Source organism: Vreelandella hamiltonii, from assembly GCF_014651775.1.
Classification (GTDB): domain Bacteria; phylum Pseudomonadota; class Gammaproteobacteria; order Pseudomonadales; family Halomonadaceae; genus Vreelandella; species Vreelandella hamiltonii.
Genome location: NZ_BMXN01000008.1, coordinates 69,145 through 95,417 on the forward strand (window position 1 = coordinate 69,145; position 26,273 = coordinate 95,417).

The 26,273-nt window shown below is 63.0% G+C and carries 24 protein-coding genes; 12 read left to right on the top strand and 12 right to left on the bottom strand.

Translation table 11 applies throughout. From position 1 onward, the window contains the following. The first annotated feature begins 19 nt into the window (after positions 1-19). The 7 genes from cheB to IE091_RS09170 are packed head-to-tail and all read left to right on the top strand — an operon-like array spanning position 20 to position 7,611. Positions 20-1,084: a chemotaxis-specific protein-glutamate methyltransferase CheB gene (gene cheB / locus IE091_RS09140; protein ID WP_189463483.1), complete on the top strand. Its 1,065-nt coding sequence runs from the start codon at positions 20-22 to the stop codon at positions 1,082-1,084. Next, entirely contained in the window at positions 1,081-2,454 is a 1,374-nt protein-coding gene (locus IE091_RS09145) for a CheR family methyltransferase (RefSeq protein WP_189463484.1), read from the top strand. The genes cheB and IE091_RS09145 overlap by 4 nt, the downstream gene beginning before the upstream one ends. After that, positions 2,454-4,634 carry a hybrid sensor histidine kinase/response regulator gene (locus IE091_RS09150; protein ID WP_189463485.1) on the top strand — a complete coding sequence of 727 codons (2,181 nt, stop codon included), beginning with the start codon at positions 2,454-2,456 and terminating at the stop codon, positions 4,632-4,634. The genes IE091_RS09145 and IE091_RS09150 overlap by 1 nt, the downstream gene beginning before the upstream one ends. Before the next feature lie 26 nt (positions 4,635-4,660). Further along, positions 4,661-5,017, top strand: a complete 357-nt coding sequence (locus IE091_RS09155; RefSeq protein ID WP_096922032.1) for a response regulator — start codon at positions 4,661-4,663, stop codon at positions 5,015-5,017. Positions 5,018-5,021: 4 nt separating this feature from the next. Beyond that, a complete protein-coding gene (locus IE091_RS09160) occupies positions 5,022-6,701 on the top strand; it encodes a diguanylate cyclase (protein ID WP_096922031.1) in 1,680 nt (559 codons plus the stop codon). Beyond that, positions 6,673-7,209, top strand: a complete 537-nt coding sequence (locus IE091_RS09165) for a chemotaxis protein CheW (RefSeq protein ID WP_039175149.1) — start codon at positions 6,673-6,675, stop codon at positions 7,207-7,209. The genes IE091_RS09160 and IE091_RS09165 overlap by 29 nt, the downstream gene beginning before the upstream one ends. Before the next feature lie 3 nt (positions 7,210-7,212). Next, positions 7,213-7,611 (top strand): hypothetical protein, encoded by a 399-nt coding sequence (locus tag IE091_RS09170; protein WP_052196295.1) that lies wholly within the window; start codon positions 7,213-7,215, stop codon positions 7,609-7,611. Here IE091_RS09170 and IE091_RS09175 read toward each other — a convergent pair. From IE091_RS09175 to IE091_RS09225, 11 genes are all read right to left on the bottom strand, one after another. Beyond that, positions 7,594-8,826, bottom strand: coding sequence for a molybdopterin molybdotransferase MoeA (locus IE091_RS09175; protein WP_189463486.1), 1,233 nt, complete (start codon positions 8,824-8,826; stop codon positions 7,594-7,596). The genes IE091_RS09170 and IE091_RS09175 overlap by 18 nt on opposite strands. After that, positions 8,819-9,337, bottom strand: a complete 519-nt coding sequence (moaB, locus tag IE091_RS09180) for a molybdenum cofactor biosynthesis protein B (protein WP_189463487.1) — start codon at positions 9,335-9,337, stop codon at positions 8,819-8,821. The genes IE091_RS09175 and moaB overlap by 8 nt, the downstream gene beginning before the upstream one ends. Before the next feature lie 5 nt (positions 9,338-9,342). Further along, a complete protein-coding gene (locus IE091_RS09185) occupies positions 9,343-9,705 on the bottom strand; it encodes a DUF1244 domain-containing protein (RefSeq protein ID WP_081194739.1) in 363 nt (120 codons plus the stop codon). 101 nt (positions 9,706-9,806) lie between these two features. Beyond that, positions 9,807-10,901, bottom strand: a complete 1,095-nt coding sequence (locus IE091_RS09190; RefSeq protein WP_039175321.1) for a formate dehydrogenase subunit gamma — start codon at positions 10,899-10,901, stop codon at positions 9,807-9,809. 20 nt (positions 10,902-10,921) lie between these two features. After that, positions 10,922-11,536: a formate dehydrogenase FDH3 subunit beta gene (fdh3B, locus tag IE091_RS09195; RefSeq protein ID WP_016915147.1), complete on the bottom strand. Its 615-nt coding sequence runs from the start codon at positions 11,534-11,536 to the stop codon at positions 10,922-10,924. 71 nt (positions 11,537-11,607) lie between these two features. Beyond that, on the bottom strand, positions 11,608-14,460 hold the full coding sequence (locus tag IE091_RS09200) for a molybdopterin-dependent oxidoreductase (RefSeq protein WP_189463488.1): 2,853 nt from the start codon (positions 14,458-14,460) through the stop codon (positions 11,608-11,610). Between the two features lie 23 nt (positions 14,461-14,483). Continuing rightward, complete coding sequence (locus IE091_RS09205; RefSeq protein ID WP_016915149.1) at positions 14,484-14,687, bottom strand: twin-arginine translocation signal domain-containing protein; 204 nt, start codon at positions 14,685-14,687, stop codon at positions 14,484-14,486. Between the two features lie 70 nt (positions 14,688-14,757). Then, a complete protein-coding gene (locus IE091_RS09210; RefSeq protein WP_189463489.1) occupies positions 14,758-15,369 on the bottom strand; it encodes a TorD/DmsD family molecular chaperone in 612 nt (203 codons plus the stop codon). A 4-nt stretch (positions 15,370-15,373) separates the two neighbouring features. Continuing rightward, complete coding sequence (locus IE091_RS09215; protein ID WP_189463490.1) at positions 15,374-17,089, bottom strand: 4Fe-4S binding protein; 1,716 nt, start codon at positions 17,087-17,089, stop codon at positions 15,374-15,376. 198 nt (positions 17,090-17,287) lie between these two features. Continuing rightward, positions 17,288-17,878, bottom strand: a complete 591-nt coding sequence (locus IE091_RS09220; RefSeq protein WP_189463491.1) for a DUF3306 domain-containing protein — start codon at positions 17,876-17,878, stop codon at positions 17,288-17,290. A gap of 4 nt (positions 17,879-17,882) precedes the next feature. Then, complete coding sequence (locus IE091_RS09225) at positions 17,883-18,314, bottom strand: DUF3305 domain-containing protein (protein WP_039175141.1); 432 nt, start codon at positions 18,312-18,314, stop codon at positions 17,883-17,885. Between the two features lie 144 nt (positions 18,315-18,458). Between IE091_RS09225 and IE091_RS09230 the strand changes: the two genes are divergently transcribed. From IE091_RS09230 to IE091_RS09250, 5 genes are read left to right on the top strand one after another with little or no spacing between them, the layout of a single operon-like run. After that, a complete protein-coding gene (locus IE091_RS09230) occupies positions 18,459-19,316 on the top strand; it encodes a formate dehydrogenase accessory sulfurtransferase FdhD (RefSeq protein WP_096922023.1) in 858 nt (285 codons plus the stop codon). Then, entirely contained in the window at positions 19,313-19,933 is a 621-nt protein-coding gene (mobA, locus tag IE091_RS09235) for a molybdenum cofactor guanylyltransferase MobA (protein WP_096922022.1), read from the top strand. Before IE091_RS09230 ends, mobA begins: the two co-directional genes overlap by 4 nt. Beyond that, positions 19,930-21,183 carry a molybdopterin molybdotransferase MoeA gene (moeA, locus tag IE091_RS09240; RefSeq protein WP_189463492.1) on the top strand — a complete coding sequence of 418 codons (1,254 nt, stop codon included), beginning with the start codon at positions 19,930-19,932 and terminating at the stop codon, positions 21,181-21,183. Before mobA ends, moeA begins: the two co-directional genes overlap by 4 nt. Then, positions 21,180-22,172, top strand: a complete 993-nt coding sequence (gene moaA, locus IE091_RS09245) for a GTP 3',8-cyclase MoaA (RefSeq protein WP_039175137.1) — start codon at positions 21,180-21,182, stop codon at positions 22,170-22,172. Before moeA ends, moaA begins: the two co-directional genes overlap by 4 nt. 4 nt (positions 22,173-22,176) lie before the next feature. After that, positions 22,177-23,202, top strand: a complete 1,026-nt coding sequence (locus IE091_RS09250) for a CobW family GTP-binding protein (protein WP_189463493.1) — start codon at positions 22,177-22,179, stop codon at positions 23,200-23,202. Here the strand turns inward: IE091_RS09250 and IE091_RS09255 are convergent. Then, positions 23,176-26,256: a bifunctional diguanylate cyclase/phosphodiesterase gene (locus IE091_RS09255; RefSeq protein WP_189463494.1), complete on the bottom strand. Its 3,081-nt coding sequence runs from the start codon at positions 26,254-26,256 to the stop codon at positions 23,176-23,178. The two genes, IE091_RS09250 and IE091_RS09255, sit on opposite strands and share 27 nt — an antisense overlap. Positions 26,257-26,273 lie beyond the last annotated feature (17 nt).

A 26,273-nucleotide genomic window follows, 5' to 3' on the forward strand; every position in this document is an offset into this window, starting at 1 on the left:
CCGGCATGGGAGGCGCTTCATGAGTGTAATCCGGGTGGTCATGGCCGACGACAGCCCGCTCGCCAGGGAGATACTGCGCGATCTTCTCACCTGTGAGGGCGATATCGACATCGTGGGCGAAGCCAGCAACGGCAAGGAGGCCGTCGAGCTGGCCAAGCAGTTGGCCCCTCAGCTGATCACCATGGATCTCAACATGCCGGTCATGGATGGCTTGAGCGCCATCGAAGAGATCATGCACACCAAGGGCGTGCCGATCCTCGTCATCAGTGACCGCGCCGATGCCCAGAGCGCCTACAAGGCGCTGGAAGTGGGCGCGCTGGAAGTATTGCCCAAGCCCACCCTGGACGAAGAGACCGGGGAGTGGCTACGCGCCAGGGTACGCTTGTTGGCGGGGGTGGCGGTCATTACGCGGCTACGCCGCCGTCTCATTGCACCACTCCCGGAGCAGCCCCCTGTTCTCGCACCGACGGCCGCGCCCACCTTTTCGCCACGAGTCTTTCAACGTGTCATCGTCATCGCCTGTTCCACGGGTGGCCCCCAGGCATTGGCACGCCTGCTCAGCAAGCTGCCCAGCGGCTTTCCTGCCCCGATCCTGATTGCGCAGCATATCAGCCATGGGTTTATCGAAGGCATGGCCACCTGGCTTGGCTCGCTGTGCTCCCTGCCCGTGAGCGTGGCCACACAAGGTGAGCGTCTCGAACCCGGCCATGTTTACCTGTCGCCCTCGGAGCGCAACCTGTGTGTGACGCCTGAGCACTGCGTGCGACTGGTGCAGAGCCCACCCGATGCCTTGTATCACCCAAGCTGCGACGTGCTGATGCACAGCGCCGCAGAAGTCTACGGCGCGGATGCCATCGGCGTGATCATGACGGGCATGGGCAGAGACGGCGTCAGCGGCATGCGCGCCATCCAGCAAGCAGGTGGCACCACCTTGGCGCAGGACGAGGCCAGTTCCGTGATTTATGGCATGAACCAGGAAGCCATCAATACTGGCGTCGTACAACACATCATCGGCCTCGACGATCTGCCCCCGCGCTTGATGCGCTTGGTGGGCATGGCGGCACCACGGCATCTTTCTCCATGACCGTCCTCACTCCGTTCAAACAGCTGGTACACCAACGCTGCGGGCTCTCTCTGGAAGGCATGGCAGAAGCGCGCCTGGAGCGTGCCATCGAACAGCTTTGCCACGCCCAATCCACCCAGGATCATGCAACGCTACTCGACAAGCTGGCCAAAGATGCAGCGCTGTTCGATCAGTTCATCAGCCAGCTCACCGTCAATGAAACTTACTTCTTCCGTGAGGTAGAAGCCCTGCAGTGGCTCGCCGATGAACACCTGCCCCGCCAGTTGGCCAAGCAGGGAGGGCCACTGCGGCTACTGAGTGCGGGATGCTCCTCGGGAGAAGAACCCTACAGCCTGGCCATGCTGTTGATGGAAACGTATGGCGAACGCGCCAAGTCACTGTTCCGCATCACCGGTGGCGACGTGGATCAACAGGTGCTGCACAAGGCCAGAGCCGGGATTTACAGCGGCATGGCATTTCGCGCGCTGCACCCCGCCCTCAAGGCCCGCTACTTCACTCCGGTGGGGCGCGCCCATCAACTGGTGCCCGCATTGACCGAATGGGTCAGGTTCTGCCCCTTCAACTTGCTCGCCACGGACCACCCGGCGCTGGGCGGTCCTTTCGACGTGATCCTGTTCCGTAACGTATCGATCTATTTCGATGAAGCCACACGCCGAGACATACAGCAGCGCTTGAAGCCGCTGTTGGCGCCACAGGGCATACTGCTGTGTGGCGTCACGGAAACGCTGGGCAATGATCTGGGGGTTCTATCGCTGCAAGAAGAGCAAGGGGTGTTTTACTTTCAGCATGCGGCCCCCGAGCCCTCTCGCCCCCCTCTGCCCCTTCCTGCTGCCACCGTCACGGCACCCACCATGCTGGAAACAGCGCCATGGGAAGCCGTCGAGGTACGGCCTTTGCCTGAAGCGCCACCCGAGCCGTCGGCACCTCCACCGCCTATCCCGCGTGAGAAAGTGCTGAAGCAAGCACATGAACTGCTCGACAACAATCACTTCGACGCGGCCCTTCAGCTCATCAGCCCACTCCTGGAGCAAGACCCATGGTGCGTGGATGCCTTGCTGCTTGCCGGGCTGGCGGTACGCTGGCTGCAACAACCACAGCAGGCCTACGAGTTCTTCAAACGGGCCGTCTACGTCGCCCCGGAGTGCTGGCCTGCGCACTTCTACCAGGCAGAGCTGCTGCGCCAGGGTGAACTGCCGGACAACCCCGTTCAGCGCCAGCGAGGCTATGCCGCCGTAGTACGCCTGCTGGAAACCACGCCACAGGCCAGTGGTGCACTGCAGGCCATCCAACCGCCGCTGCCCCCAGGAGATGCCTGTTTCCTGGCCAAGCGCTATCTGGATGAGCCGATCGCCATACAGGGAGTGGGCTAATGGCACTGGATATTCGTCGTTTCATACAGCGCTTCGTGGAAGAAGCCGCCGACCACCTGCCGCGCTTGCGTGAGGGGGTCCTTACCCTGGAACAAGACGCCACCGGCAGCGCTGCTGGCACGGCCAGCAAGGAGCATATCAATGAGCTGTTTCGGTCGGCGCACACGCTCAAGGGCTCATCCCGAATGCTCAAGCTGGCGCCGATCACGGCGCTCGCCCATAGCATGGAAGAGCTACTGAGCGCTTTTCGCGAAGGCAGCACGCTACCTTCCGCCGCGTCCTTGGGGCTGTTGAATCAGGCCATCGACGCTCTGGACGACTATGTCGGCCAATTGGCCCAAGGGGCAGCACCCGAGGCGCTGGCGGCCGCTGACCCCGCGCTGTGCCAGGCGCTGGAGTCGGCGGCGGGCTCGTTACCGGAAGCCCCTCTTTCTGACGCCCCACTTTCTGCTCCCCCGCTTTCTGACGCCTCCACCGGGCCCACGGCTGTGCCTTCCCCATCGTCCACGAAGGCGCCACCCGCCGCGCCATCATCGGCATCACCGGCATCAGCCTTGGCCTTGAGCGATACGGTGCGGGTTCGCCTCGACCGGCTGGACGATGTGATTCGCCTGATGGGTGAAGTGCTGTCGGGCCATCACCACCTGCATGGTCTGGTCGAACAGGCGCGCCAGCTCGGCCTGTCGCTGCCCGCCCAGCATCAGGCCGAGTTTCACGATTTTCAGCGCGAGTTCAAAGACAGCGTGCTGAGCCACGACGCCCTGATGAGCGATCTTCATGACCGCGCCCTGCAAATGCGCATGCTGCCACTGAGCGTCGTGTTCGACCCCTTGGCGCAGATGACACGTGAGTTGGCCCAGTCGCTGGGCAAGCAGGTGGACTGCCGTGTCCGTGGGAGCGAGATCGAGCTGGATCGACAGATGATCGACCGTCTCTCCGACCCGCTGATTCATCTGCTGCGCAACGCTCTGGATCACGGTCTGGAGGCCCCGGCACAGCGTCAGGCGGCAGGTAAAGCCCCCAGAGGGCAGCTCACGCTGGAAGCATGGCAGGATGGCGGCTGGGTCGTGGTGGAGATGCGCGATGACGGCGCCGGTATCGACCTGGCAGCCGTTCGCCAGAAAGCGTTATCCCGGCAGCTGCTCGATGAAGGCCAGCTGGCCTTGCTGAGCGAGCAGGAAACGCTGGAGCTGATCCTGCTGCCCGGCTTTTCCACCAAGAGCCTGATCACCGACTTTTCTGGCCGGGGCGTCGGCATGGACGTGGTCAAGCGCACGGTGGTGGATGAGCTGAGCGGCGACCTTCACCTCACCAGCTCGCCCGGCAAGGGCACGCACTTTTCGCTGCGCCTGCCCCTTTCATTGGCGCTGATGCGGGTGTTGCTGGTGGAAGTCAGCGGCGTGACGCTAGGCGTGACGGCCCCTCACGTGGCCGAACTGGTGGAGCGCTCTCCCGAGGAGTTCATCGACGCGGCGGGCCAGACCACGTTGATTCTACGCAATGAGTTCGTACCTGTGGTCGCCCTGGCCACGTTGCTCGACCTGCCCGTCGTGCCACCTGCCGCAGACAAGGTTCTGCTGCTGGTGGTACATCAGCGTCAGCAGAAGCTGGCACTGATCATCGATGTGCTGGTGGACGAGCGAGACATGGTCATCAAGCCGCTGCCCAACCACCTGCGCTACCTGCCGCTGGTGTCGGGAATGGTGTCGCTGGGGCGCAACACCTTGGCCAGCCTGCTGCATGTGCCTGCGCTGCTGGAGCGCTCTCGCCAGACAGGGCTGCGCCAGACGGCACCGATACCCACGGATACACCACGTCACCGTATCCTGGTGGTCGATGACTCGCTGAACACCCGTGAAATCGAAAAGGACGTGCTGGAAGCCTGGGGGTATCAGGTCACCCTGGCCGAAAACGGGCGCGATGGCTTGAACAAGGCGCTGGCCGACTCCTTCGACGCAGTCTTGACGGACGTTGAAATGCCCGTCATGGACGGCTTTGCGCTGACTGCCAGTCTGCGCGAAAATGAGCTTTATCGTCACAAGCCGATCATCATCATCACGTCTCGCGAAAAAGAGGCCGACCGGCGGCGCGGAATCGAAGTGGGCGCTGATGCCTATATCGTCAAGGGCAGCTTTGACCAAAACAATTTAGTGGAAACCCTGCGAGCCCTGTTGGGCTAGGTTTCCCCACAAGACAGAGAGTGATCATGCGAATACTGGTCGTAGACGACGACCCACTAGCTGGGGAAATGACCGCTGCACTGCTGGAGTTTCAAGGCCATGAGACGGTGCTGGCCGAGGACGCCATGGAGGCCATTCGTCAGTTGGAAGCGCATGAGGACGTGGCACTGATCGTCAGCGACATGCACATGCCGCTGGTGAGCGGCGTCGAGCTCCTGGACATGCTTCGCGAGCAGCAGGTGGACCTGCCGTTCATCCTGCTCACCGGCGATACTCCGACGGCAGCCCTGATGCAGACACCTGGCCTGAGCGCCTGTCTGCAGAAGGACGCCGAGCTAGAGACGACGCTAGGGCAGGCCGTTGCCCAGGCCTTCAACAGGTAGCCCAATGTCTTCTTCGCTGCACGACAAGCTCAACCAGTTGCGCCAACGGTTCATTGCCCAGCTGCCTGGCCGCCTTCAGCAAACCGCCGAACAGTGGCAGCAAAGCCGCATCTCGGCAGAAGCGGAAGCACGCCTGGCCCCCGAGCTGCACCGTTTCTTCCATAGTTTGAAAGGGACCGGGCGTTCACTGGGGTTCGAGCGTATTGCGGTACTGGCCGACCAGGGTGAAGCCGCACTCAGCGAGGCGTCACCGCAGGAAGAGCTGATCGTCCAGATACTCGAACAGCTGGCCGAAGAGCAGCAGCGTTTGCAGTCACTGCCGGGGCAGCAGCGAGCGCTGGCCGCGCAGCAGAGCGTGGAGTTCTCGCCGACGCCAGCGCAAACCCGCAGCAAACGCCAACGGCTGATTTACCTGTGCGACGACGAACCTGACCAGGTCAGTCAACTGCTGCATCATTTGCGCTGCTTCGGCCACGAAGTGGTGCACTTCGAGACGACCGATGCGTTCTTCAACGCCGTGATCACGCGTCGTCCGGATGCCATCATCATGGATGTGCAGTTTCCCCAGGGCCACACGGCTGGCACGGAAACGCTCACCAGCTTGAACAAGCTCACCGGCGAACGGCTACCCTCCATCGTGCTGTCGGCTCATGGCGATTTTCTGTCGCGTCTGAGCGCCGTGCGCGCCGGTTGCAACGGCTATTTCACCAAGCCCGTGAAGCCCCTTGACCTGATGCTGGCCGTGGACGAGCTGACCACCCCCACCGAAGACGAGCCGCTACGTGTCATGGTGGTAGACGACGAGCCGGAGGTTGCCGCGTATCATGCGCTGCTGCTGGAAGAAGCGGGCATGGTGGTGCAACAGGTGAACCACCCCGCCGACGCACTGAGCGCGCTCGAACGCTTCAGCCCCGACCTGCTGCTGGTGGATGTCTATATGCCGGTGTGCTCCGGTGAAGAGCTGGCCAACATCATCCGCCAGCAGCCCGAGTACGTCGGCCTGCCGATCATCTATCTCTCCAGCGAGACCGACAGCCAGAAACAGCTGTCCGCCATGACGGCTGGCGTCGAGGCGTTCATCACCAAGCCCGTGGTGCCCGACGAGCTTGTCTCGGCGGTGAAACTGCGCGCCGAACGCCTGCGGCTGCTACGCTCTCTGATGACCCGGGACAGCATGACCGGCCTCTACAACCACAGCACCACCACCGAGATGATCAGCAAGGCACTGGCTCAGGCTTACCGAGAAAAGACCCAGCATGCCATGGCCATGATCGACATCGATCACTTCAAGGCGGTCAACGATACCCACGGCCATCTGGCGGGGGACCAAGTCATCATCACCCTGGCACGGCTGCTGAAAACACGCTTGCGCATGTCGGACATCATTGGCCGTTATGGCGGCGAGGAGTTCGTGGTACTGCTCAAAGGGGTCGACGACCAGCGGGCAGGAGAACTGATCGACGAGCTGCGCCGTGACTTCGAACAGGTGGACTTTCACGCGGGTGGCAAACGCTTCCGCTGCACTTTCAGCGCAGGCATCAGCAGCTTCCCCGAACACCCTTCTACCGAATCGTTGCGCCTCAGCGCCGACCAGGCGCTGTACCGTGCCAAGCACCAAGGGCGCAACCAGGTGGTCATCAGCACGGAGCAGGATCATGACGGATTCGCGCCCCGCGGGGCATGACGAAGCAAGCATATCCCTTGAAGATGCCATCCATGCCGAGGATGGCGGTATCGTCGATGTGGAAGAGCCCTGCCAGCAGGTGGTGCTGTTCACGCTGTCCGGCCAACCCTATGCGTTGCCGGGTACGGCCGTGACGGAGATCCTCAAAGGCGACACGCCGGTCTATTTCGTGCCTGGCCTGCCCTCCTCTACCGAAGGCGTCATTCATCTGCGTGGCACCATCGAGTCGCTGGTTCGGCTACAGCCGCTCCTGGGGCTGACCGAGAGCAACGCCGAAGGCATGCTGCTGATGGTACGCAGTGCAGGAATACGCACCGCCGTGCGTATCGACCAGTTGAACGACGTGTGCGACTTGCCCCTCAGCGCCTTCAAAGCGCCCCCCGAAACGCTGCCTGACGCACTGCGCCCTTTCGTCAGCGCGCTTTGGCAGCCCGAAGATGCCCGTGTGGCCACGGCCCTGCTCGACCCCGATGCCCTGCTGAAAGCCTACCAGCAGGGGCTGGGCTGAGCCGTGAACAGCGAGCAAACAGGCCACGATGGCACTCGAACCGTGACCTGCGTGGTCTTTCAGGCAGGCGGTTATCAGGTGGCCATCGACGCGCGCTATGTTCAGCGCATCGATAGCCACTGTTGTCAGCCGCGCCACGCCAATGCCGACATGCTGTTATTCCAGCTTGCCAGCTCCCCAAGCCGCTGGCTGACCCTGCGCGACGCCGCAGGCCCATGGCAACTGGGCATTGGCTCGGAGAGTCGGCTGGCACGCCTGCCGGTCGTCCAGCTGCATCCACTGCCCGCGCTGGTGGCGGCCCGCACGCGCATGCCCGCGCTGTGCGGGCTGATGCTGGAACAGCAACGTCTGACCTTGCTGCTGGATGGCCAACGGCTGTCGCCGTCAGTGCTCCAGCCATAGGCAGCGCACGGCCTCCCCTGGGGCTATCTGCTGGTGAGCATCGATGACGGCCAGCGCATCGGCCTCGATACACGAGGAGAGCACCGCCGAGTTCTGGTCTTCAAACGCCACCGCCTCGATTCCCTGAACGCCAAAGCGCAGCGCCACGCGCATGTAGTGTTGCCGTGGCCCTGTCTCGGTGGTGAACTGCGCCTTCGCGGTGATCTCTGGCAGTGACGCAAGCGCAGGGCACCCCGACAACGCTCCCATCAGCGGGCGTAAAAAGAGCCAGGCGCCGACGAACCCCGACACCGGGTTGCCCGGCAGGCCGACAAAGCGCGCCTCGCGCCCTGCCTCGGCCGGCAGGCGTCCCAGCGCCAGCGGCTTGCCGGGGCGGATGGCCAGCTTCCACATATCCAGCTGCCCCAGCGACTCCAGCGCTGCCTTGACGTGATCCTCTTCCCCCACGCTGACACCACCGGTGCTGACCACCACATCGGCCACGGCGGCTGCCTGTTCGAGAATCTCGACGGTGCGGGCATAGTCGTCGGGAACGCTGACCCGCTGCACTACCTCGGCACCAAAGCGCTCCAGCAAACGCGTCAGCATCGGGCGATTGGAGTTATAGAGCTGGCCAGGCTGCAAGGGCGTGCCCGGGTCGACGATCTCGTCGCCGGTGCAGAGCAGCGCCACCCGGGGACGACGGCGCACGCTGACCTCGGTCACCCCTTGCCCCGCCAAGTGCCCTAGCGCAGCCGCTTCCAGGCGCTGCCCCGCCTTGAGCAGCACGTCTCCACGCTGCACGTCACGCCCCTTGAGCCTGACGTTGTCACCCGCGGGTACGTCATGGGGAATCACCGCGTGGCCGTCGTCCAGGGTGACGCGCTCTTGCATGACCACGCAATCCGCGCCTGCCGGGATCTGGCCCCCGGTAAAGATCCGCGCGCAGCTGCCTTCTGCCAGCGGTTGGGCCAGGCTTCCGGCAGCAATCCGCTGACTGACCGGCAGCCGCTTGCCCGCGTCGCTGGCGCGCAGCGCGTAACCATCCATGGCGCTGTTATCGAAGGGCGGCACGTCCAGCGTTGCCATCACCGGCTCGGCCAGCACCCGACCCGCCGCCTCTTCAAGCGGCACCTGCTCGGCGGTCAGCGGTACCAGCCCCGCCAGTAGCGCATCGAGAGCGGCGCTGATGGGTTGCAGTGGCGGTGGCTGATGTTCTGCGCGTTGCTCAGCCATGCTGCCCCCGGCCGGGAATGACCAGGTTGGCAAAGTTGCAGGGCTTATGGCGGCTATCCAGCTGCTCGGCCAGAATGCTGTCCCACCCGGTGCGGCAGGCACCGGTGGAGCCCGGCAGACAAAACACCACCGTGGCGTTGGCAAAACCGCCCAGGGCGCGGCTTTGAATGGTTGAGCTGCCGATTTCGTCGCCACTCAGCTGGCGAAAGCGCTCGCCGAATCCCTCGATGCGCTTGTCCAACAGCACCGAGACCGCTTCTGGAGTGGAGTCACGACCGGTGAAGCCGGTGCCACCGGTGGTCAGCACCACCTGCACGCCGGGGTCGGCGATCCACTGGGCCACTACGGCACGAATCTGGTACACGTCGTCCGGCACGATACACTTGTCGGCCAGCGTATGCCCGGCCTCGGTCAGCCGCTGAACCAGCGACTGACCCGAGCGGTCGGTCTCTTCGGTGCGGGTGTCCGAGACGGTGAGCACCGCAATATTCAGGGCTTCCATGGCATCCATTGGCGCTACTCCTTTGGCTCGTTCTGTGAAGGGGACTCGTTCTGTGAAGGGGCTTTCTTGCGCGCCTGGCGAGCGTCGAGTGCCGCCAACTGCTCCGGGGTGGCCTCGCCCTGGTGGTTGGCTTTCCATTCACTGTAGGGCATGCCATAGACATACTCGCGGGCAGCGTCCATTTCCAGAGGCGTGCCGCGCTCATCGGCTGCGCTGACCAGCCACTTGGAGAGACAGTTACGGCAGAAGTCCGCCAGAATCATCAGGTCGATGTTCTGCACGTCCTTGTTGTCATCCAGGTGCTTGAGCAAGCGACGAAATGCAGCGGCTTCCAGCTCCGTGCGGGTTGCGGTATCCAGTTCATCGAACGTAGCCATGCGGATTCCTTTTTCAAAACAGGGTTGATATGCAGCATAACAAAAGACACCGCCCGAGGGCGGTGTCATGGGGCGTTCTCTTGCCATGACAGGCAGAGGTGTCAGCTCGGCCTTGTCGATGGCTCGCTGCTGTCGCCCGCCTTCTGAGCAGCCACCTCTTCCTCGCTCAGCGACTGTCCCTTGACCTCTTCGTACCACAAGTTGTGGTGCTCCTTGGCCCAGGTTTCGTCCACGTAGCCGGTGGTCATGCCCTCCAGCGACCCTTCGGTCCCTACCGTACCGATGTAGATGTGCCCCAGCGCCACGGCAGTCAAGCCCAGCGCGCCCACGGCATGGATGATGTTGGCCCACTGCATGGTATCGCGGCTCTGCCCGTAGTTCGGGAAGTCGAGCACGAAGCCACTGGCCACGACCAACAGCCCTGCGGTAGCCAGCAGCCAGTACCAGGCTTTTTCACCGCCGTTGGCAAAGCCTGCATCCGGGTGGCCTTTACCGACCAGGCCGCCGCCCTGCTTGAACCACTGCAGGTCATGCTTCTTGGGGATATTGTCCTTCAGCAGCTTGACCAGCAGCACGATCAGCAGGATGCCGAACAGTGGCCCCAGGTAGTTGTGGAGCACCTTGGAGGCCGCAATCATCCAGGCCCATACCGCGTCGCCAAACAGCGAGCGGAAGACGAACTTGCCATACAGCAGGTTGAGACCGGTCAGCGCCAGGGTGATGAACAGCGTCGCCACCGTCCAGTGCAGCGCGCGCATGAACAGCGGCCAGCGCAGCAGCTTGCGGCCGGTACGCGGCTCGTCCAGATGCTTGCGGCCAATCACCAGGTAGAACAGCGTGATCACGCTGGCCATGCCCAGAATGGCAATCAGGCCAAATGGCGAGACCCAGCGATTGCGCAGAATCCGCCACGTTTCACCGCTGGCGTTGATCAGATTGTAGTTGCTGTCGTGACGCGAATCACGATAGTTCGGGCCGGTTTCACCGCTGCGTACCTGGCGCCACTGCTCGGCCGTAATGCCAGGGGCGGCGGTGGACATTTCCCGTTGCGGGTCCGCCTGGGCCACGGCCAGCTGGCTCACACCGAGGCTGGCGACCAGCAGTAGCAGCATCAGGCACAGGTGCCAGATACGCTTCAACCCACGGGCGGCATGCCCGTTGGCCGATGCAGGCATTTCAACGGTGGTCATGGTCATTGTGGTCATGACACGCCTCCTTAGCCTTTACGGGCAGCATCGTAGGCAAGGTTGTCGGTGCTGGCCTGGGGATTGTTCGACCACGCTCCATCCGGGTGGCCACGATGGACGACACGCTGACGGAAGATGTCGGCAACGTCCTGCGCATCACCTGCCAGCAGCGCTTTGGTCGAGCACATCTCGGCGCACAGCGGCAGCTTGCCTTCGGCAATACGGTTGGAACCGTACTTCTGGTACTCCTCTTCCTTGCTTTCTGCCGGGCCGCCTGCGCAGAAGGTGCACTTGTCCATCTTGCCGCGCTCGCCAAAGGCGTTCTGCTTGGGGAACTGGGGTGCGCCGAAGGGGCAGGCATACAGGCAGTAGCCGCAGCCGATGCACAGGTCCTTGTCGTGCAGCACGATACCGTCGTCGGTCTTGTAGAAGCAGTCGGTGGGACAGACAGCCATGCAAGGGGCGTCGTCACAGTGCATGCAGGCCACCGAAATCGACATTTCGCTGGCTTCACCGTCGTTCAGCGTGACCACGCGGCGGCGCTGAATGCCCCACTCGACGTCGTTGGCATTTTTACAGGCGGTGACGCAGCCGTTGCATTCGATGCAGCGCTCGGCATCACACATGAATTTCATTTGAGCCATGGTGTTCTCCTCTTGCCGATGCGGACATTGCCGCATCGGCCTGCTATCTGGTCGGGTCGCGCGTTATCGGTTCAAGCGCGCTCAATACGACAAATGGTGCACTTGGTCTCTTGCATCAGTGTCACCGGGTCGTAGCCGTAAGTGGTCGCCGTGTTGGCTGCCTCGCCCTGAACATAGGGCGCCGTGCCTTCCGGGTAGCGATCATGCAGGTTCTCGCCCTGGAAGATGCCGCCAAAGTGGAACGGCATGAAGGCCACCTTGCGATCCACCCTGGGCGTCACCAGGGCTTTCACCTTGACGCGGCCGCCCTCGGCGCCTTCGACCCAGACATCGTCTCCGTCACGTACGCCGATATCGTTGGCATCGGCAGGGTTCATCTCGACGAACATTTCCTGCTGCAGCTCCGCCAGCCAGGACATGGAGCGGGTTTCTTCACCCCCACCTTCGTACTCGACCAGGCGGCCAGACGTCAGAATGATCGGGTAGTCCGCGCTGTTGTCACGATCCTGGATGGTCTTGTAGAGCGTGGGCAGGCGCATGATGGAGTCGAAGTCGTCCCACGTGGGATAACGCTCGACCAGATCACGCCGCGTGGTGTAGAGCGGCTCGCGGTGCTTGGGCACGGCATCCGGGAAGGTCCACACGACAGCACGGGCCTTGGCATTACCGTAAGGGGCACAGCCGTGTTCGATAGCAACGCGCTGGATACCGCCGGAGAAGTCGGTTTTCCAGTTTTTACCTTCAGCAGCCTCTTTCTCTTCGGCCGTCAGGTCATCCCACCAGCCCAGGTCTTTCAGCAACTGGTCGTTGAACTCCGGATAGCCGTCGTCGATGTCGCCACCTACCGGGGCCGAGCCTTCGGCCAGCAGGTTGACGCCGTTACGCTCGATGCCAAAGCGGGCGCGGAAGCCCATGCCGCCTTCCATGACCGGAATACTGGTGTCGTAGAGGTTCGGTGAACCCGGGTGACGGAATTCCGGGGTGCCCCAGCAGGGCCACGGCAAACCGTAGTAGTCGCCATCCGAGGGGCCACCCTGGGCACGCAGATTTTCAAAGCTGAAGGTATGCCAGTTTTGCTGGTGCTCTTTCAGACGCTCCGGGCTTTGGCCGGTGTAACCCACCGTCCACATGCCGCTGTTGATTTCACGCAGAATATCTTCGATCAGCGGCTCGTCGCCGTTCATTTCATAGTTCTTGACCAGCTCATTACCGAAGCCCAGCTTGCGGGCAAACAGGTACATGATTTCATGATCGGGCTTGGACTCGAACAGCGGCTCGATGACCTGGTCACGCCACTGGATCGAGCGATTGGTGGCGGTAACGCTACCGGTGGTTTCGAACTGGGTGGCGGCAGGCAGCAGGTAGACGCCGTCGGTGCGGTCGTGCATGACGGCCGCGACGGTGGGATACGGGTCGACGATGACCATCATCTCGAGCTTCTGCATGGCCTTTTGCATTTCAACGCCGCGGGTTTGCGAGTTGACCGCGTGGCCCCAGTAGAACATCGCTTTCAGCGCGGTGCGCTGGGAGATGTTCTCGTCCTCTTCCAGTACGCCATCCACCCAGCGCGACACGGTGATGCCGTTGGTGTACATGGGTTTGCCGTCGGCGTACTCGGTATCGTCGAAACGCCCTTTCAGCCACTCGTACTCTACATCCCATACGGTAGCCCAATGCTGCCATGCTTCTTCGGCCAAACCGTAATAACCCGGCAGTGAATCAGACCCCAGGCCCATATCGGTGGCACCCTGTACGTTGTCGTGACCACGCAGGATGTTGGCACCACCGCCCGACTTGCCGATGTTGCCCAGTGCCAGCTCCAGGATGCAGTAGGCGCGGGTGTTGTTATTGCCGGTGGTGTGCTGAGTACCGCCCATACACCAGATCACACAGCCCGGACGGTTGTCGGAAAGCCGCTTGGCCACCTCGAACATGTCGGCTTCCGAGACGCCGGTGATGTCTTCCACGACGCTGGGCGGGAACTGGGCGACTTCGGCACGCACTTCATCCATGCCGTAGACGCGCTGGTTGATGTATTCGCGGTCTTCCCAGCCGTTTTCGAAAATGTGCCACAACAGGCCCCAGATGTAGGCCACATCGGAGCCAGGGCGGATGCGCACGTACTTGTTGGCCTTGGCGGCCGTACGCGTGAAGCGCGGATCGGCAACGATGATGTCGCAGTTATTGCGCTCTTTGGCAATCAGGATGTGCTGCATCGCCACCGGGTGGGCTTCACTGGGGTTGGAGCCGATGAACAGCATGGAGCGGCTGTTGTGCATATCGTTGAGCGAGTTGGTCATCGCCCCGTAGCCCCAGGTATTGGCCACACCCGCTACCGTGGTGGAGTGGCAGATACGCGCTTGGTGATCGGTGTTGTTGGTACCCCACATGGAGGCGAGCTTGCGCATCAGATACGCCTGCTCGTTGTTGAACTTGGCCGAGCCCAGCCAGTAGACGCTATCGGGGCCATAGGCGTCCCGCAGTTCCAGCAGCTTGTCGCCGATCTCATTGACGGCGTCGTCCCAGCTCAGGCGCTGCCATTCACCCGCGACCAGCTTCATCGGGTACTTCAGGCGGCGCGTGGAGTGGCCGTGCTGGCGCAGAGAGGCGCCTTTCGCACAGTGGGCGCCACGGTTGATCGGGTGGTCGAAGGCTGGCTCCTGCTTGGTCCAGATGCCCTCCTGCACTTCTGCATACACGCCACACCCCACTGAACAGTGGGAGCAGATGGTGCGTTTGGTTTCGACGGGGGAGTCGAGCACCGGGGTCTTGTTCGCCGCTTCGGTGCGCTGCATCATCGGCGCGCCCATGAAACCAACCGCCGCAACACCGGCCGTACCCGCGCCGGTACGCTTGAGGAATTGGCGACGAGAGATACCCAGCCCAGACGCGGCCGGAGCTTGAGTTTTACGAGTTAAGCGCATGGCAAATCTCCTGATGGTCGCCGTCAGTCACGCAGCGAGGCGTAGTAGGCACGAACGTGATCCGTCTCGCGGTAATTCACCGACTGGGCTTCACGTTGGCTGGGCGTCTTGTCGCTCGCCTGTACGAGGGTAACGTGACCGACCGCCGCTGCCGCACCTGCTGCTGCGGTGCCCAGGCCAACGGTCTTCATGAACCGACGCCGTTCAGGGTTATGTGACGTGTGCATAGGGTTCTCCACTGTCATGCTTGTTATGCTTGGGCCGCTGGCCCGGCTATTCACTGACCGCGAACCAGGGTCAGGTCACGAGTCGTACTGGCTGATGGGCGGCTCGGTCGCTGATACGCGCCTGCTCGCTCTCCATGAAGGCACTGCCTAGCGCGCCCAGCGCGGCATAGAAGGCAGTCTCCACGTCAGCCACATCGTCGAAGCAGCGCTTTGCCCAGGGGGCCAAGTGCTGCTGAAAAAAAGCTACCTGCTCATGTGCCTGGGCTTCTACCAGCATGCCCATGACTTCACACACGGCGGCAAGGTGATCCTCGGGCTCATGGGTGCGTTCACTGCGCTCGAAGCCCAGCACCCTCAGGTCACGGCGCAGCGCCACCAGCGCGGCTTCCATGAGCTCACCCTGCTGATACCAGGAGGCATAAGGCACGATATCGCCCTGAATGACGCCCACCAGATGGCGAAAGTGGGCGCGCTGCAGTCGCTCGGGGTCGGCCTGGGCGGCTGCCTTGGCAAGGCCAGCCCAGCATTCGGCCAGCCGCGTGCCGTCCTGTTCTACCTCCAGCTCGGCCAGCCAGGCCAGGAGCTCGACGTCGGGCGACTGGCGCAACAGCCGTGCCAGCAGCTGGTAGATATCCCCGCGCAGCGCGTCGACCTCGCTGAGCATCGCCTCGGTTTCACTCATGGCGTTACACCTTCAACTGCGCGTCAGGGTCGCGCATCATGGTTTTCCAGACGTCTTTCACGCGGCAGTCTTCACACATTTCCAGACGCGCCAGCGCATCGCCGGCAAAATAGGGGTGATTGGCCAACTTGGTTTTCATGGCGGCCACCGTGCTGACCGTCGCGAACGGTTTGCCACAGCCGATACACTCAAAGGCAGGCTCTTCATGGCACACGTGGCGCGTTTCACGGGCAGGCGCGGCCAGAAAACCAGGCACCAGCGTGATGGCATTTTCCGGGCACGCCTGTTCGCACAGGCCACACTGCACGCAGTCGGCTTCCAGGAAGCTGAGCACCGGCGTATCGCCGCCTGCCTGCAACGCGGGTGTCGGGCAGTTGCTGACGCAGGCATAGCACAACGTACAGGCGCTGCTATCCACGTCGATGCCGCCGTAGGCCGCGCCTTCCGGCAGCGCTTGACGCTCGCCGCTGGGGGTTCCCAGCGCGGCCAGGCGTGCCAGTACCTGATTCAATCGCGTGCGCTTGTTGGGCTCGCGAAAGCTGACGGCAGTGTCACTCAACGGCAGCAGGCTGGGCAGAGCATCGCGCGCGTCAGTGGCGTTGGCCGCCACCAGCTGGATACGTTCGACGGCGTGGCCAAGCGCTGCCAGCAACCCATGGGCCAGCGCTACCTGATGGTTCAGAAAGGTGCTCAAACGGGGCGGCATGCCCTCGTGAAGCTGAATACGTACTTCAGAGGCGCCGCTGGCCAAGGCCGTCAGCCACTGGTCGTGGCCAGCCGCGCCCAACTCTTCCAGCGGCACATCGATGAGATGGCCTGGCGTGACCACGCCCGCCTGGCGCTCTTGCTCCAGAGTATCGTGAGTAACGAAGCGCAGCACGGGCACTTCGCCCCCCGCTTCGCGGTAGGCGTCGAGCCACGCGGCCAGCGTATCCTGCTGACGGCGCGTTTCGGGCAGCCTGAACTCGATGGCACCGGTGGGGCAGGCGCTGGTGCAACTACCGACGCCCTGGCACAGAAAGGGATCTATCTCGATGCGGGACTCGATACGCCCCTTGATGCTGGTGATGGCATCCGCCGGGCAGACGTCCAGGCAGCGGGTACACCCGACGTTGCCACTGGCCGAATGCGCGCACAGGTCGGTATTGACCTGGAAGTAACGGGGCTTGTCGAACTCGCCTACCAGCTCGACGGCACTCTCCAGCACTTGCTGGCGCTGCTCATCGGCAGCCTCGGGAGCGAGTCGTAAATAGCCAGGCGGCGGCAGTTCCCATGGCATCGCGGGCAGCATGTCGGGGGCCGTCAGGTCCAGCACGACATCGAAGGCGTCACGCTCGACCAGCACTTGTGCCAGATCCAGCGTTTCACCCTGTGAAAACGGCACCTGAAGATGAAACGCGCCCAGATGCCCGGTGATAGTGAGCTGCGCCAGCTGCTCGGCACTCAAGGGCTGCTCGATGACGGGCTCACTGCCCGCCGGCAGCTCGGCGGCGTCGTTCAAGGTCAGTAGCGTCAGAGATGCCAGCCCCTGATGCTGCAGCGCGCGAGCGGCGGCTATCACAGGTTGAACGGCACCGATCAGCACCACGTGTCCACGACTATGGTAGGTAACGTTGGCGGGGGTCAGATTGACTGGCCAAGAGATACGCCGACGCACCGCTTCACGAGCGGCCGCGTTGCGCTGGTCGTCAATCGACGCCAGTTGGATTCGTTGGTTCATGCACGCTCACGGTCAATGGGTCGTTCTTATTATTTGAATGGTCGTTTTAATGGTCATTTTGACACAAGTGCGGTGTAACGCCACCTCCCTTATGCCTTCAGCGTATGGTGCTATGCCGCCTTTTGCCACTTTCATTGGTCGTATCACTGTCAACGGTGGCCCGCTAGGCCAACGCTAACTCCATGATAAAAAAGACAACTATCGTTCAGGACGCTCACTGTGAGCGTGATGAGGCAAATCAGACTGGTCGTCTAGATCGAGTCTTTGTACAAAACTGTCATCACTTGTGCAAGTCGTCTCCTCCTGGGCAAGGGACGTCGCCTGCGTTTCTTGCGGTCCTGCTGCGCGCGCCTCGTCTTCCTGGGGCGCCTCGATGGCCTCTTCCGCCTGGTGAGCCCACCGCCGGAGCTTGCCTGCCAACTCGCTGGCCATGGGTTTCAACTGCTGCGTATAGTCGGCATCGTAATCATCCAGCCCGTCACGCACGTTGTAGTTGCCGGTAGCCCACAGTCGGCGCAGGGCACGGCGGCGCAGCGTCGAACTGACCCCCGCCGCCATGAAGACACTGAAGTCGCTTCCTGCGGGCAAGGTATCAGGGTCGGGGAGCGTATCGTCCAGGCTGCCGGGCGCGGGTGCCGGGGGCTCAGCGGGGTCGGCCGGGGCTTCCTGCTGCTGGTGTGCTTCAGGCAGCACAGACGCTTCCTCGCTTGCCTGGGCAGGCTCGGGTGCCATGACGGCATCGCTCTCAAGGCCACGCTTTTTGCGCGACCAACGCTCTAATCGGCTCATTGGATCACTCCTTGTCGGGCAGCGTCTGGGCGCGGCCTGCCCCTTTGCGTTTTTTCTTGCGCTGCTCCACGGGGGCTTCTCCATGACGGGCCAGATAGCGTTCGATCCATACCTGAATGGCCAGCGGCATGGGCGCCTCCAGCACCTGCTGTTCGCCATCCAGCCAGCCCGCCGCCACGTCCTGGCTCGCGGTAATGGCATCCGGCCTGGCTGGCTGCCCGGTAAACCCGGCGCGCACGAAGAGCCGCGGGGTAGCGGAGGTCAGATTGAAGCGGTAAGCCGCGCGTTCGGTCATGGAGAGCTGCAGACGCAGCACATGGTCGCCCTGATCACCGGGCACCAGCTCGGTGATACGCCACTGGGTGACGGTAAACGCCCCCATGGTCTTTCGTTCGGCCACCAGGGTGGCACTAATGGCACGCAGATTATCACTCATGAGTTGCCCCTTTAGACCTTGAACGGGTAGACAAGTAAGCCTTTTGAGCGCCATCATCGTCAACTCAGACTATTTTACTCAACTATTACGTTAAACGCCGCGCCCATCGGGCGAGGCAGTGACGCGGAGCAGTGAGGATTGCGCATGCCCGCCCTTCAGTTAAGCCGTGCCCGGCTGCCAGCCACCACCACCATCAGCGTGATGGATGCCTACGGGGCGACCTGCCAACAGGCCATTGCCGCCGAACGCGCCCTGACGGTCTACCTCAACAAGCGTGAAATCGTGACGCTGATGACCCTGGGCGATGACCCCGAAGCGCTGGTGGTCGGCTACCTGCGCAACCAGGGGCTGTTGTACCGGGCAGAAGACCTCACGGCGGTGCAGGTGGATTGGGAGGTAGAGGCTGCCGCCGTGGTCACGCGCCACCTGCCCGACGACCTGGAAGCACGCCTGGGGACCCGCACGGTGACCACGGGATGCGGGCAGGGCACGGTGTTTGGCAAGCTGCTGGAGCAAACATCGCTCACGGCGCTGCCCGCCACGCCGCTGGCCCAGTCGACCCTCTATCAGTTGCTGACCAACCTGAACCACTATAACGAGACGTATCGTAGCGCAGGCGCCGTGCACGGCTGCGCGCTGTGCCAGCAGGCCCAGGTGCTCGATTTCGTCGAGGACGTAGGGCGGCACAACGCCGTGGATACCCTGGCAGGTCGCCAGTGGCTGAATCAGGCCAACAGCCAGCAGGCCGACATCTTCTACACCACCGGCAGGCTGACCTCCGAGATGGTGCTGAAAGTGGCACAAATGGGCATCAGCGTGCTGGTCTCACGCTCGGGGGTGACCCAGAAGGGTGTCGAGCTGGCCGAACGCTTCGGCGTGATGCTGATTGCCCGCGCCAAGGGCAAAAGCTTCCAGGCCATCAACGCCGAGGGGCGCTTGACGCTGGATGACATTCCCCCCAAACCGCCGAGCGCTCGCTCGTCCAAGGAGGCAGGCATATGATCGCGACACACGACCTTACCGGCATGATTCTCGCGGGGGGTGAGGGCCGCCGCATGGGCGGCCGTGACAAGGGCCTCGAGCCCTTCGCAGGCCTGCCGCTGGTGGCGCATACCGTCAAGCGCTTCGACGGCCACGTCCATGAGCTGATGATCAACGCCAACCGCAATGGCGATGCATACGCACTGTTTGCCGATCGAGTGATCGCCGATGCCGAAGGCGGCTTCAAGGGCCCGTTGATGGGCATTTACAGCGGCCTGCGCGCCGCCCGCACGCCGTGGCTGCTGGTTGCCCCCTGCGACTCCCCCGCGCTGCCCCATGACCTGGTGGCGCGCATGGTGGCAGGCATCGTCACGCAGGATGGCGCGCACGATATCGCCGTGGCCTTCGACGGCGAGCGCCTGCACCCCGTGGTGGCGCTGCTGCGCACCTCGCTGGCCGACGACCTGGCCGCCACTCTAGCCGAGGGCGAACGCAAGATCGACCGCTGGTACGCTCGCCACGCCTGGTGCCGCGTGGACATGTCCGACTGCCCTGAGGCGTTCGCCAACCTGAATACCGAAGAGGAAAAAGCCCGTCTGGAACAGGCGCTGGCAACGTCCTCACGGGAGACCCCATGAGCCTGTCGTGTTTCGAGCTGGGCGAGCAGATGCTCAGCGTCGATGCTGCCCGCGAGGCGCTGATGACGCTGGTGGCGTCGCCGGTGGCCACCGAGCAGGTCGCCTTGAGCAGCGCTTTTGGTCGTCGGCTGGCAGAGGACATCATTGCGCCCATCGATGTACCGCAAAACACCAACGCCGCCATGGATGGCGTGGCCCTGGCCTGGCCCAAAGCGCCTCCCTACACCACCCATTTCCCCATCGTGGGGGACGCCTTCGCCGGGCAGGCGTTTGCCGGCGAGGTGCCTGCGGGCCAGTGCGTGCGCATCACCACCGGTGCGCCGATCCCCCGCGGTACCGATACGGTGATCATGCGTGAACAGCTGATCGACGATGGCGCCAGTGCCACCATCGATGCGCCCGAACGGGTCACGGCCGGGCAGCACGTGCGCCAGGCCGGGGAAGACATTGCCAAAGGCAGCGTAGCCCTTGCCGCAGGCGCGCGACTGGACGCCGCTCGCATGGGGCTGGTGGCTTCGCTGGGCCATGCCGTCGTCACGGTGTATCGGCGCCCCCGGGTGGCGATTTTCTCCACCGGTAACGAGGTGACGCCACCGGGCGGCCCACTCCCCAGCGCAGGCGTCTACGACACCAACCGATTTACCCTGATGGGCCTGCTCGCCGAGCAGGGGGCCGAGGTGCTGGATCTGGGCATTCTCCCCGACGACCTCGACGCCATCGAAACCGCACTGGCCAGCGCCGCCACCCAGAGCGATCTGGTGATCACCAGCGGTGGGGTTTCCGTGGGCAATGCCGACTACACTCGGGCGGCGCTGGAAAAGCTTGGCCGCCTGGCCTTCTGGCGGGTAGCGCTACGCCCCGGACGGCCCATGGCCTGCGGACAGCTGGGCGCTACACAAACGCCCCTGATCGGCCTGCCGGGCAACCCGGTAGCGGTCATGGTGACGTTCCTGCAATTCGTGGTACCGCTACTGCGGCAGTTGCAGGGCCTGCCCCCGGCGCCGCCGCCCCGGCTCGAGGCAATTGCCCAAACCACGTTGAAGAGCCGCTTGCAGCGCACTGACTTCATCCGCGGTGTTTACCACTGCGATGCGCAGGGTACGCTGCATGTGCGCAGTACCGGAGCCCAGGGCTCGGGGATTCTGACCTCCATGGTGGCCGCCAACTGCCTGATCGAACTTGGCGATGACCAGGCAGGCGCCCAGCCAGGCGAGGTGGTCTGCATACAACCGATAACGAGCTGGCAATGACCGAACAACTGATCGACGATTTTGGCCGCCGAGTTCGCTATGTGCGGCTATCGGTGACCGACCGCTGTGATTTTCGCTGTGTCTACTGCATGAGCGAAGAGATGACCTTTCTGCCGCGCGCCCAGGTGCTCACTCTGGAGGAGCTGGCCCTGGTGGCCCGCGCGTTTACCGAACTCGGCGTGGAGAAAATTCGCCTGACAGGCGGTGAGCCGCTGGTGCGCAAGGGCATCGAACAGCTGGTGGACGACATTGGCGCGCTGCCGGGTCTGGATGACTTCACCATGACCACCAACGGCGCGAGCCTGCGCAAGCATGCCAAGCGGCTTTACGCGGGCGGCTTGCGCAGGCTCAACATCAGCCTCGACTCGCTGCACCCCGAACGCTTCAAGCAGTTGACCCGCACGGGCGAGCTGGCCCGCGTGCTGGACGGCATTCAGGCAGCCAAAGAGGCTGGTTTCACTCGGATCAAGCTCAACGCGGTGATCCTGAAAGGGCGCAACGAAGACGAGGTGCTCGACCTGGTGAGCTTTGCCCGCCGCGAGCAGCTGGACATCAGCTTCATCGAGGAGATGCCGCTGGGGGATGTATCGGACCACTCTCGAGCAGAGACCTTCTACTCCAGCGATGACGTGCAGGCGCTGATCGAAACCCGCTACCCGCTGACCCCCACCACCGAGAGCACGCCGGGGCCTTCACGCTACTTCAGGATGGCCGACAGCGACAGCCGCGTGGGCTTCATCTCCCCCCACAGCCATAACTTCTGTGACAGCTGCAACCGGGTACGCGTCACCGTGGAGGGCCGCCTGCTGCTGTGCCTGGGCAATGAACACTCGGTGGACCTGCGCGCGGTGCTGCGCCGTCATCCCGGCGAGATCGCGCCGCTCAAGCAGGCCATCATCGACGCCCTGCCATTGAAGCCCGAGCGCCACCACTTCACCACCGATGGTGATATTCAGGTGGTGCGCTTCATGAACATGACCGGAGGTTGAGCCGTTGGCGCTTGAGGCACTCGTACCCGTGCATATCGTGACCGGCTTTTTGGGCAGCGGGAAAACCACGCTGATTCATCAGCTGATCGAGCAGAAACCCTCCCATGAAAAATGGGCCATTCTGGTCAACGAGTTCGGTCAGATCGGCATCGACCAGACCATGTTCGCTGCCCGTGATGACGTGGTGGTCAAGGGCCTGCCTGGCGGCTGCCTGTGCTGCCAGCTGGCGTTCGTGCTGCAGGCGGCGCTGGTCAATCTGCTGGCACGCCAGAAACCCGACCGGGTGATCATCGAGCCCTCGGGGCTTGGGCACCCCGCCGGGCTGATGGATTTGCTGCAGGGTGAGGCTTTTCAGGACGTGGTGGCGGTGCAGGACATCATCGCCACCCTCGACCCGCGTCGGCTGGACGAAGCCCGCGTGCGAGCGCATGAGACTTTTCAAGACCAGTTGACCATGGCCGATGCCGTGGTCATCACTCTGGCCGACATGGCCAGCGACGAACAACATGCACGGGCCGAGCAGTTCATCGACACGTTCTGGCCGCCGCGCAAATGGGTGCATAGCACTCAGCAAGGCCCCCTGCCCATTGACCGCCTGCTGAGCCCTTCGGCCCCTCGGTCTGCGGCGCCAGCCGCCATGCCCGCCGCGCACCAGGCACTGGTTGCTCAGGGGCCCAGCCTCGAAGGGGCGTTTTTCGACTTCCCACCGCCTCCCGGCAAGGCGCAGCAGCAGGCCGCCAGCGCCCTGGGCTATACCAGCACCGGCGTGCGTTGGCACCCCGCCGAGCGTTTCGACCTGGACCGTTTGGCGCTATGGATGAGCGAGCTACCCGCCACCGCCAGGGTGAAGGGCGTCTTTCATACGGACGATGGCTGGAAGCAGCTCAACCGCGCCGAAGGTACCCAGAGCGTGGCCGCCAGTGCCTGGCGACAAGACTCCCGGCTGGAGGTGATTATCCCTGAGGGCACGCTGCCTCTGGCTGATACGACGCTTCCTGATCAGCTACGCGCTTTGGGGGCCTGGCGGTAAGGGACGTTGCGCGCGTACGGCCTGCTCCATTTCTTCGACCGGCATGGGTCGCCCGAACAAATACCCCTGAAACGCATGGCACCCATGGGCCATGAGCCAGGCCTGATGCGCCGGGGTTTCGACCCCCTCGGCGATGACATCCAGGTTCAGGCTCTTGGCCAGGGCAATGGTACTTTCGACGATGGCGGCATTGGCACTGCTCTCGAGCACCTGCTGGACGAAGGACTGGTCGATCTTCAACTGATCCAACGGGAGCTGTGCCAGATACGCCAGCGACGAGTAGCCGGTGCCGAAGTCGTCCAACGAGAAGCGGACGCCGCGCGCTTTCAGGCTCAGCATCTTGTCGCGGGCGTCGTCTCGTGCCTCGACGAAAAGCGTCTCGGTAACTTCCAGCTTCAACCGCTCGAGCGGGGCCTGGGTGCGCAGGAACACCTGCTCCACCCGATCAAGAAAGTCGTTTTCGCGGAACTGCAAAGGGCTGATATTGACTGAAATGGTCAACTGCTCGAACCCCGGCTGGTGCTGCCACGCTGCCAGCTGATGGCAGGCCGCCGCCAGCACCCACTCGCCTACGTCGTTGATCAAGCCGGTGCTTTCCAGTAGCGGAATGAACTCGCCGGGCGACACCAGCCCGCGTTCAGGATGGTGCCAGCGCAACAGCGCTTCGACGCCCACGATGCGCCCCTGTTCATCCACCTGGGGCTGATAGTGCAGCTGCCACTGCTGGTGATCCAGCGCCAGACGCAGGTCAGCCTCCAGCCTGACTCTGGCCAGCAGCGCGGCCTGCATGGAGGGGTCGAAAAAGCGTAACGTGCGTCGACCACTGGCCTTGGCCTGGGAAAGTGCCATGTCCGCCTGCTGCAGATAATCATCGGCACTGCGCTGGCTGTCGGCCATGACGGTGATGCCCACGCTGGCCGTGACCGACGCCTGCTCATCCCCCACCTGGATCGGGATATCCAGCGCTGCCATCAGCTTGTTGGCAATGTGCTCGGCCAGCGCCTGCGTTTTACGCGGGCTGCCGTCCACTCCCTCGACCAACACGGCAAATTCGTCGCCGCCCAGTCGCGCCAGAGTGTCCGTATCGCGCAGCATCTGGCCAAAACGGCGTGCCACGTTCTGCAACAGCCGATCACCGATATGATGCCCCAGGGTATCGTTGACATGATTGAAGCTATCCAGGTCCAGCAGAATCAGCGCTCCGCAGCGCTGGTGGCGATTCAGCTCCTTGAGGGCCACGCCGATTCGGTCGATGAACAGGCGACGGTTGGCAAAGCCAGTCAGCGGATCGTAGAACGCCAGCTGATGAATTTCCTGCTCGGCCGCCTTGCGTTCGCTGATGTCACTCATGGTGGCCACATAGTGGGTCAAGCTGCCGTTGCGGTCGTGCACGGCACTGATGGTCAGCCACTCGGGAAACAGCTCGCCGTTCTTGCGCTGGTTCCAGATTTCTCCCTCCCAGCTTCCCGTGGAGAGCACGCTGCGCCATAAGCGTCGGTAGAAGGCGGCATTGTGGTGCCCAGAGCTGAACATGCGTGGGTTCCTGCCCACGACTTCCGCATCACTGTAGCCGGTGATGCGCTTGAAAGTGTCGTTCACTTTCAGGATCGTGCCCCGTGCATCGGTCACCATGATGCCCAAATGTGCCTGAAATGCAGCGGCAGCAATTTGCAGCTCCACTTCGGCGCGTTTTGCGTCAGTTACCTCACGGGTCACGGAAAGCACTCCTTCCAATTCGTCCGGTTGTTGGGTGCTGCTCACCAGAGGGCTCAAGGTGGCATGAAAATCGCGCGACTGCTGGCCCAATGGCAGCGAATACTCGAACGTGGCCACCTGACGAGTGCGCTGCACCTGCTGGAACACGTCATCAAAGGCCTGTGCCAACGGCATGGGCAGTACCTCGGCGTAGGATTTACCCAAGGCCTGGGCACTGTCCAGCAGCAGCTTATCGGCATCCAGGGCGTGGATATAGGTAAACCGCCCCTGGCCATCGAAGACGAAAATCATATCCTGGACGGAATGAATCAACGCATCCAGGCGAACCTGTCGAGCCTGAAGCTGATAGCCCAGCGCCAAGCGGTGCAGGTAATGCCGAGCCACCCACGCCCCCAACGCCCCCAGCAAAGCCATGACACCCGACAGCAACCAGGCACGCTGACGCCAGCTGGCCAACAGGCGCTGAACATCGACCCCCACCACTACCATAACAGGGTAGTCGGCCACACGTTTGACGTGAAACAAGCGCTCTTTGTCATCCAGCGGTGACTGCATGGTGAAGACGTGCAGACGATCATCGCTGACCAGCCAGTCCCGATAGGCCGTTGCATCGATCTCACGCCCCAGCGCCACGCCTTGGGCAGGTTCCGGATGGCGCGCAATCAGTTTCAGGCTGGCATCGACCAGCGCAACACTCTCGCCCTCCTCGACCCCCATGTGGCGCAACGCAGCGCTGAACATCTCGGGCAACAGCCGAGCAACCACCACACCATTGAACGCCCCCTCGGCAGTGCCTAGCCGCCGCGCATGGTACAGATAGAAGCGCTGATCCAGGGCCGACCAATAAAGCGGCGTGACCACTTCGTCATACGCTGACTGGCTGAAACCTCGAAACAGTGCCGTCTGGCTCAGGTCCCTGCCCGCATGACGGTTGTCGCCACTGCTTACCCAGGCGCGCCCGTCTGCATTCAACACGCCAAGCTCATCGATCAACGGCAGATAGCGCGTCAGGTTCTCCAGCGCTACCTGAACCTGCACCTCACGGTCAGGCACGCCTGCCGTCTGACGTTCGAGCAGCTCTTCGAGCCCAAACAGCGCCTGCGCGCTCTGCCCCAGTACGCCATTCGCCCATTCAGCCACCACGCTGGCGCGGGCAGCAGCCCGCGCTTCTGCGGCCTGCAGCTCTTGCTCGTACTGCCCTTTCAACAGCCAGCCAAACAGTACCAGCATCACGCACAGCGACACGATGTAAATGGCAATGACGCGATGGCGGTAACGACGATGGCGAGGCAGCGTATCAAGGTGTCGGGAGAGTCCATCACTCGGCGGGAGCGACATCATGCATACCTTAGTCA

What these genes read in the sequence shown, in the direction of transcription:
- IE091_RS09190 (WP_039175321.1), bottom strand. Translation starts at nt 10,901, where the DNA reads ATGACCATGACCACCGTTGAAATGCCTGCATCGGCCAACGGGCATGCC.
- IE091_RS09200 (WP_189463488.1), bottom strand. Translation starts at nt 14,460, where the DNA reads ATGCGCTTAACTCGTAAAACTCAAGCTCCGGCCGCGTCTGGGCTGGGT.
- IE091_RS09160 (WP_096922031.1), top strand. Translation starts at nt 5,022, where the DNA reads ATGTCTTCTTCGCTGCACGACAAGCTCAACCAGTTGCGCCAACGGTTC.
- IE091_RS09165 (WP_039175149.1), top strand. Translation starts at nt 6,673, where the DNA reads ATGACGGATTCGCGCCCCGCGGGGCATGACGAAGCAAGCATATCCCTT.
- moaB (WP_189463487.1), bottom strand. Translation starts at nt 9,337, where the DNA reads ATGGATGCCATGGAAGCCCTGAATATTGCGGTGCTCACCGTCTCGGAC.
- IE091_RS09215 (WP_189463490.1), bottom strand. Translation starts at nt 17,089, where the DNA reads ATGAACCAACGAATCCAACTGGCGTCGATTGACGACCAGCGCAACGCG.
- IE091_RS09255 (WP_189463494.1), bottom strand. Translation starts at nt 26,256, where the DNA reads ATGTCGCTCCCGCCGAGTGATGGACTCTCCCGACACCTTGATACGCTG.
- mobA (WP_096922022.1), top strand. Translation starts at nt 19,313, where the DNA reads ATGATCGCGACACACGACCTTACCGGCATGATTCTCGCGGGGGGTGAG.
- cheB (WP_189463483.1), top strand. Translation starts at nt 20, where the DNA reads ATGAGTGTAATCCGGGTGGTCATGGCCGACGACAGCCCGCTCGCCAGG.
- IE091_RS09220 (WP_189463491.1), bottom strand. Translation starts at nt 17,878, where the DNA reads ATGAGCCGATTAGAGCGTTGGTCGCGCAAAAAGCGTGGCCTTGAGAGC.
- moaA (WP_039175137.1), top strand. Translation starts at nt 21,180, where the DNA reads ATGACCGAACAACTGATCGACGATTTTGGCCGCCGAGTTCGCTATGTG.
- IE091_RS09175 (WP_189463486.1), bottom strand. Translation starts at nt 8,826, where the DNA reads ATGGCTGAGCAACGCGCAGAACATCAGCCACCGCCACTGCAACCCATC.
- IE091_RS09205 (WP_016915149.1), bottom strand. Translation starts at nt 14,687, where the DNA reads ATGCACACGTCACATAACCCTGAACGGCGTCGGTTCATGAAGACCGTT.
- IE091_RS09185 (WP_081194739.1), bottom strand. Translation starts at nt 9,705, where the DNA reads ATGGCTACGTTCGATGAACTGGATACCGCAACCCGCACGGAGCTGGAA.
- IE091_RS09150 (WP_189463485.1), top strand. Translation starts at nt 2,454, where the DNA reads ATGGCACTGGATATTCGTCGTTTCATACAGCGCTTCGTGGAAGAAGCC.
- IE091_RS09225 (WP_039175141.1), bottom strand. Translation starts at nt 18,314, where the DNA reads ATGAGTGATAATCTGCGTGCCATTAGTGCCACCCTGGTGGCCGAACGA.
- IE091_RS09210 (WP_189463489.1), bottom strand. Translation starts at nt 15,369, where the DNA reads ATGAGTGAAACCGAGGCGATGCTCAGCGAGGTCGACGCGCTGCGCGGG.
- IE091_RS09145 (WP_189463484.1), top strand. Translation starts at nt 1,081, where the DNA reads ATGACCGTCCTCACTCCGTTCAAACAGCTGGTACACCAACGCTGCGGG.
- IE091_RS09155 (WP_096922032.1), top strand. Translation starts at nt 4,661, where the DNA reads ATGCGAATACTGGTCGTAGACGACGACCCACTAGCTGGGGAAATGACC.
- IE091_RS09230 (WP_096922023.1), top strand. Translation starts at nt 18,459, where the DNA reads ATGCCCGCCCTTCAGTTAAGCCGTGCCCGGCTGCCAGCCACCACCACC.
- fdh3B (WP_016915147.1), bottom strand. Translation starts at nt 11,536, where the DNA reads ATGGCTCAAATGAAATTCATGTGTGATGCCGAGCGCTGCATCGAATGC.
- moeA (WP_189463492.1), top strand. Translation starts at nt 19,930, where the DNA reads ATGAGCCTGTCGTGTTTCGAGCTGGGCGAGCAGATGCTCAGCGTCGAT.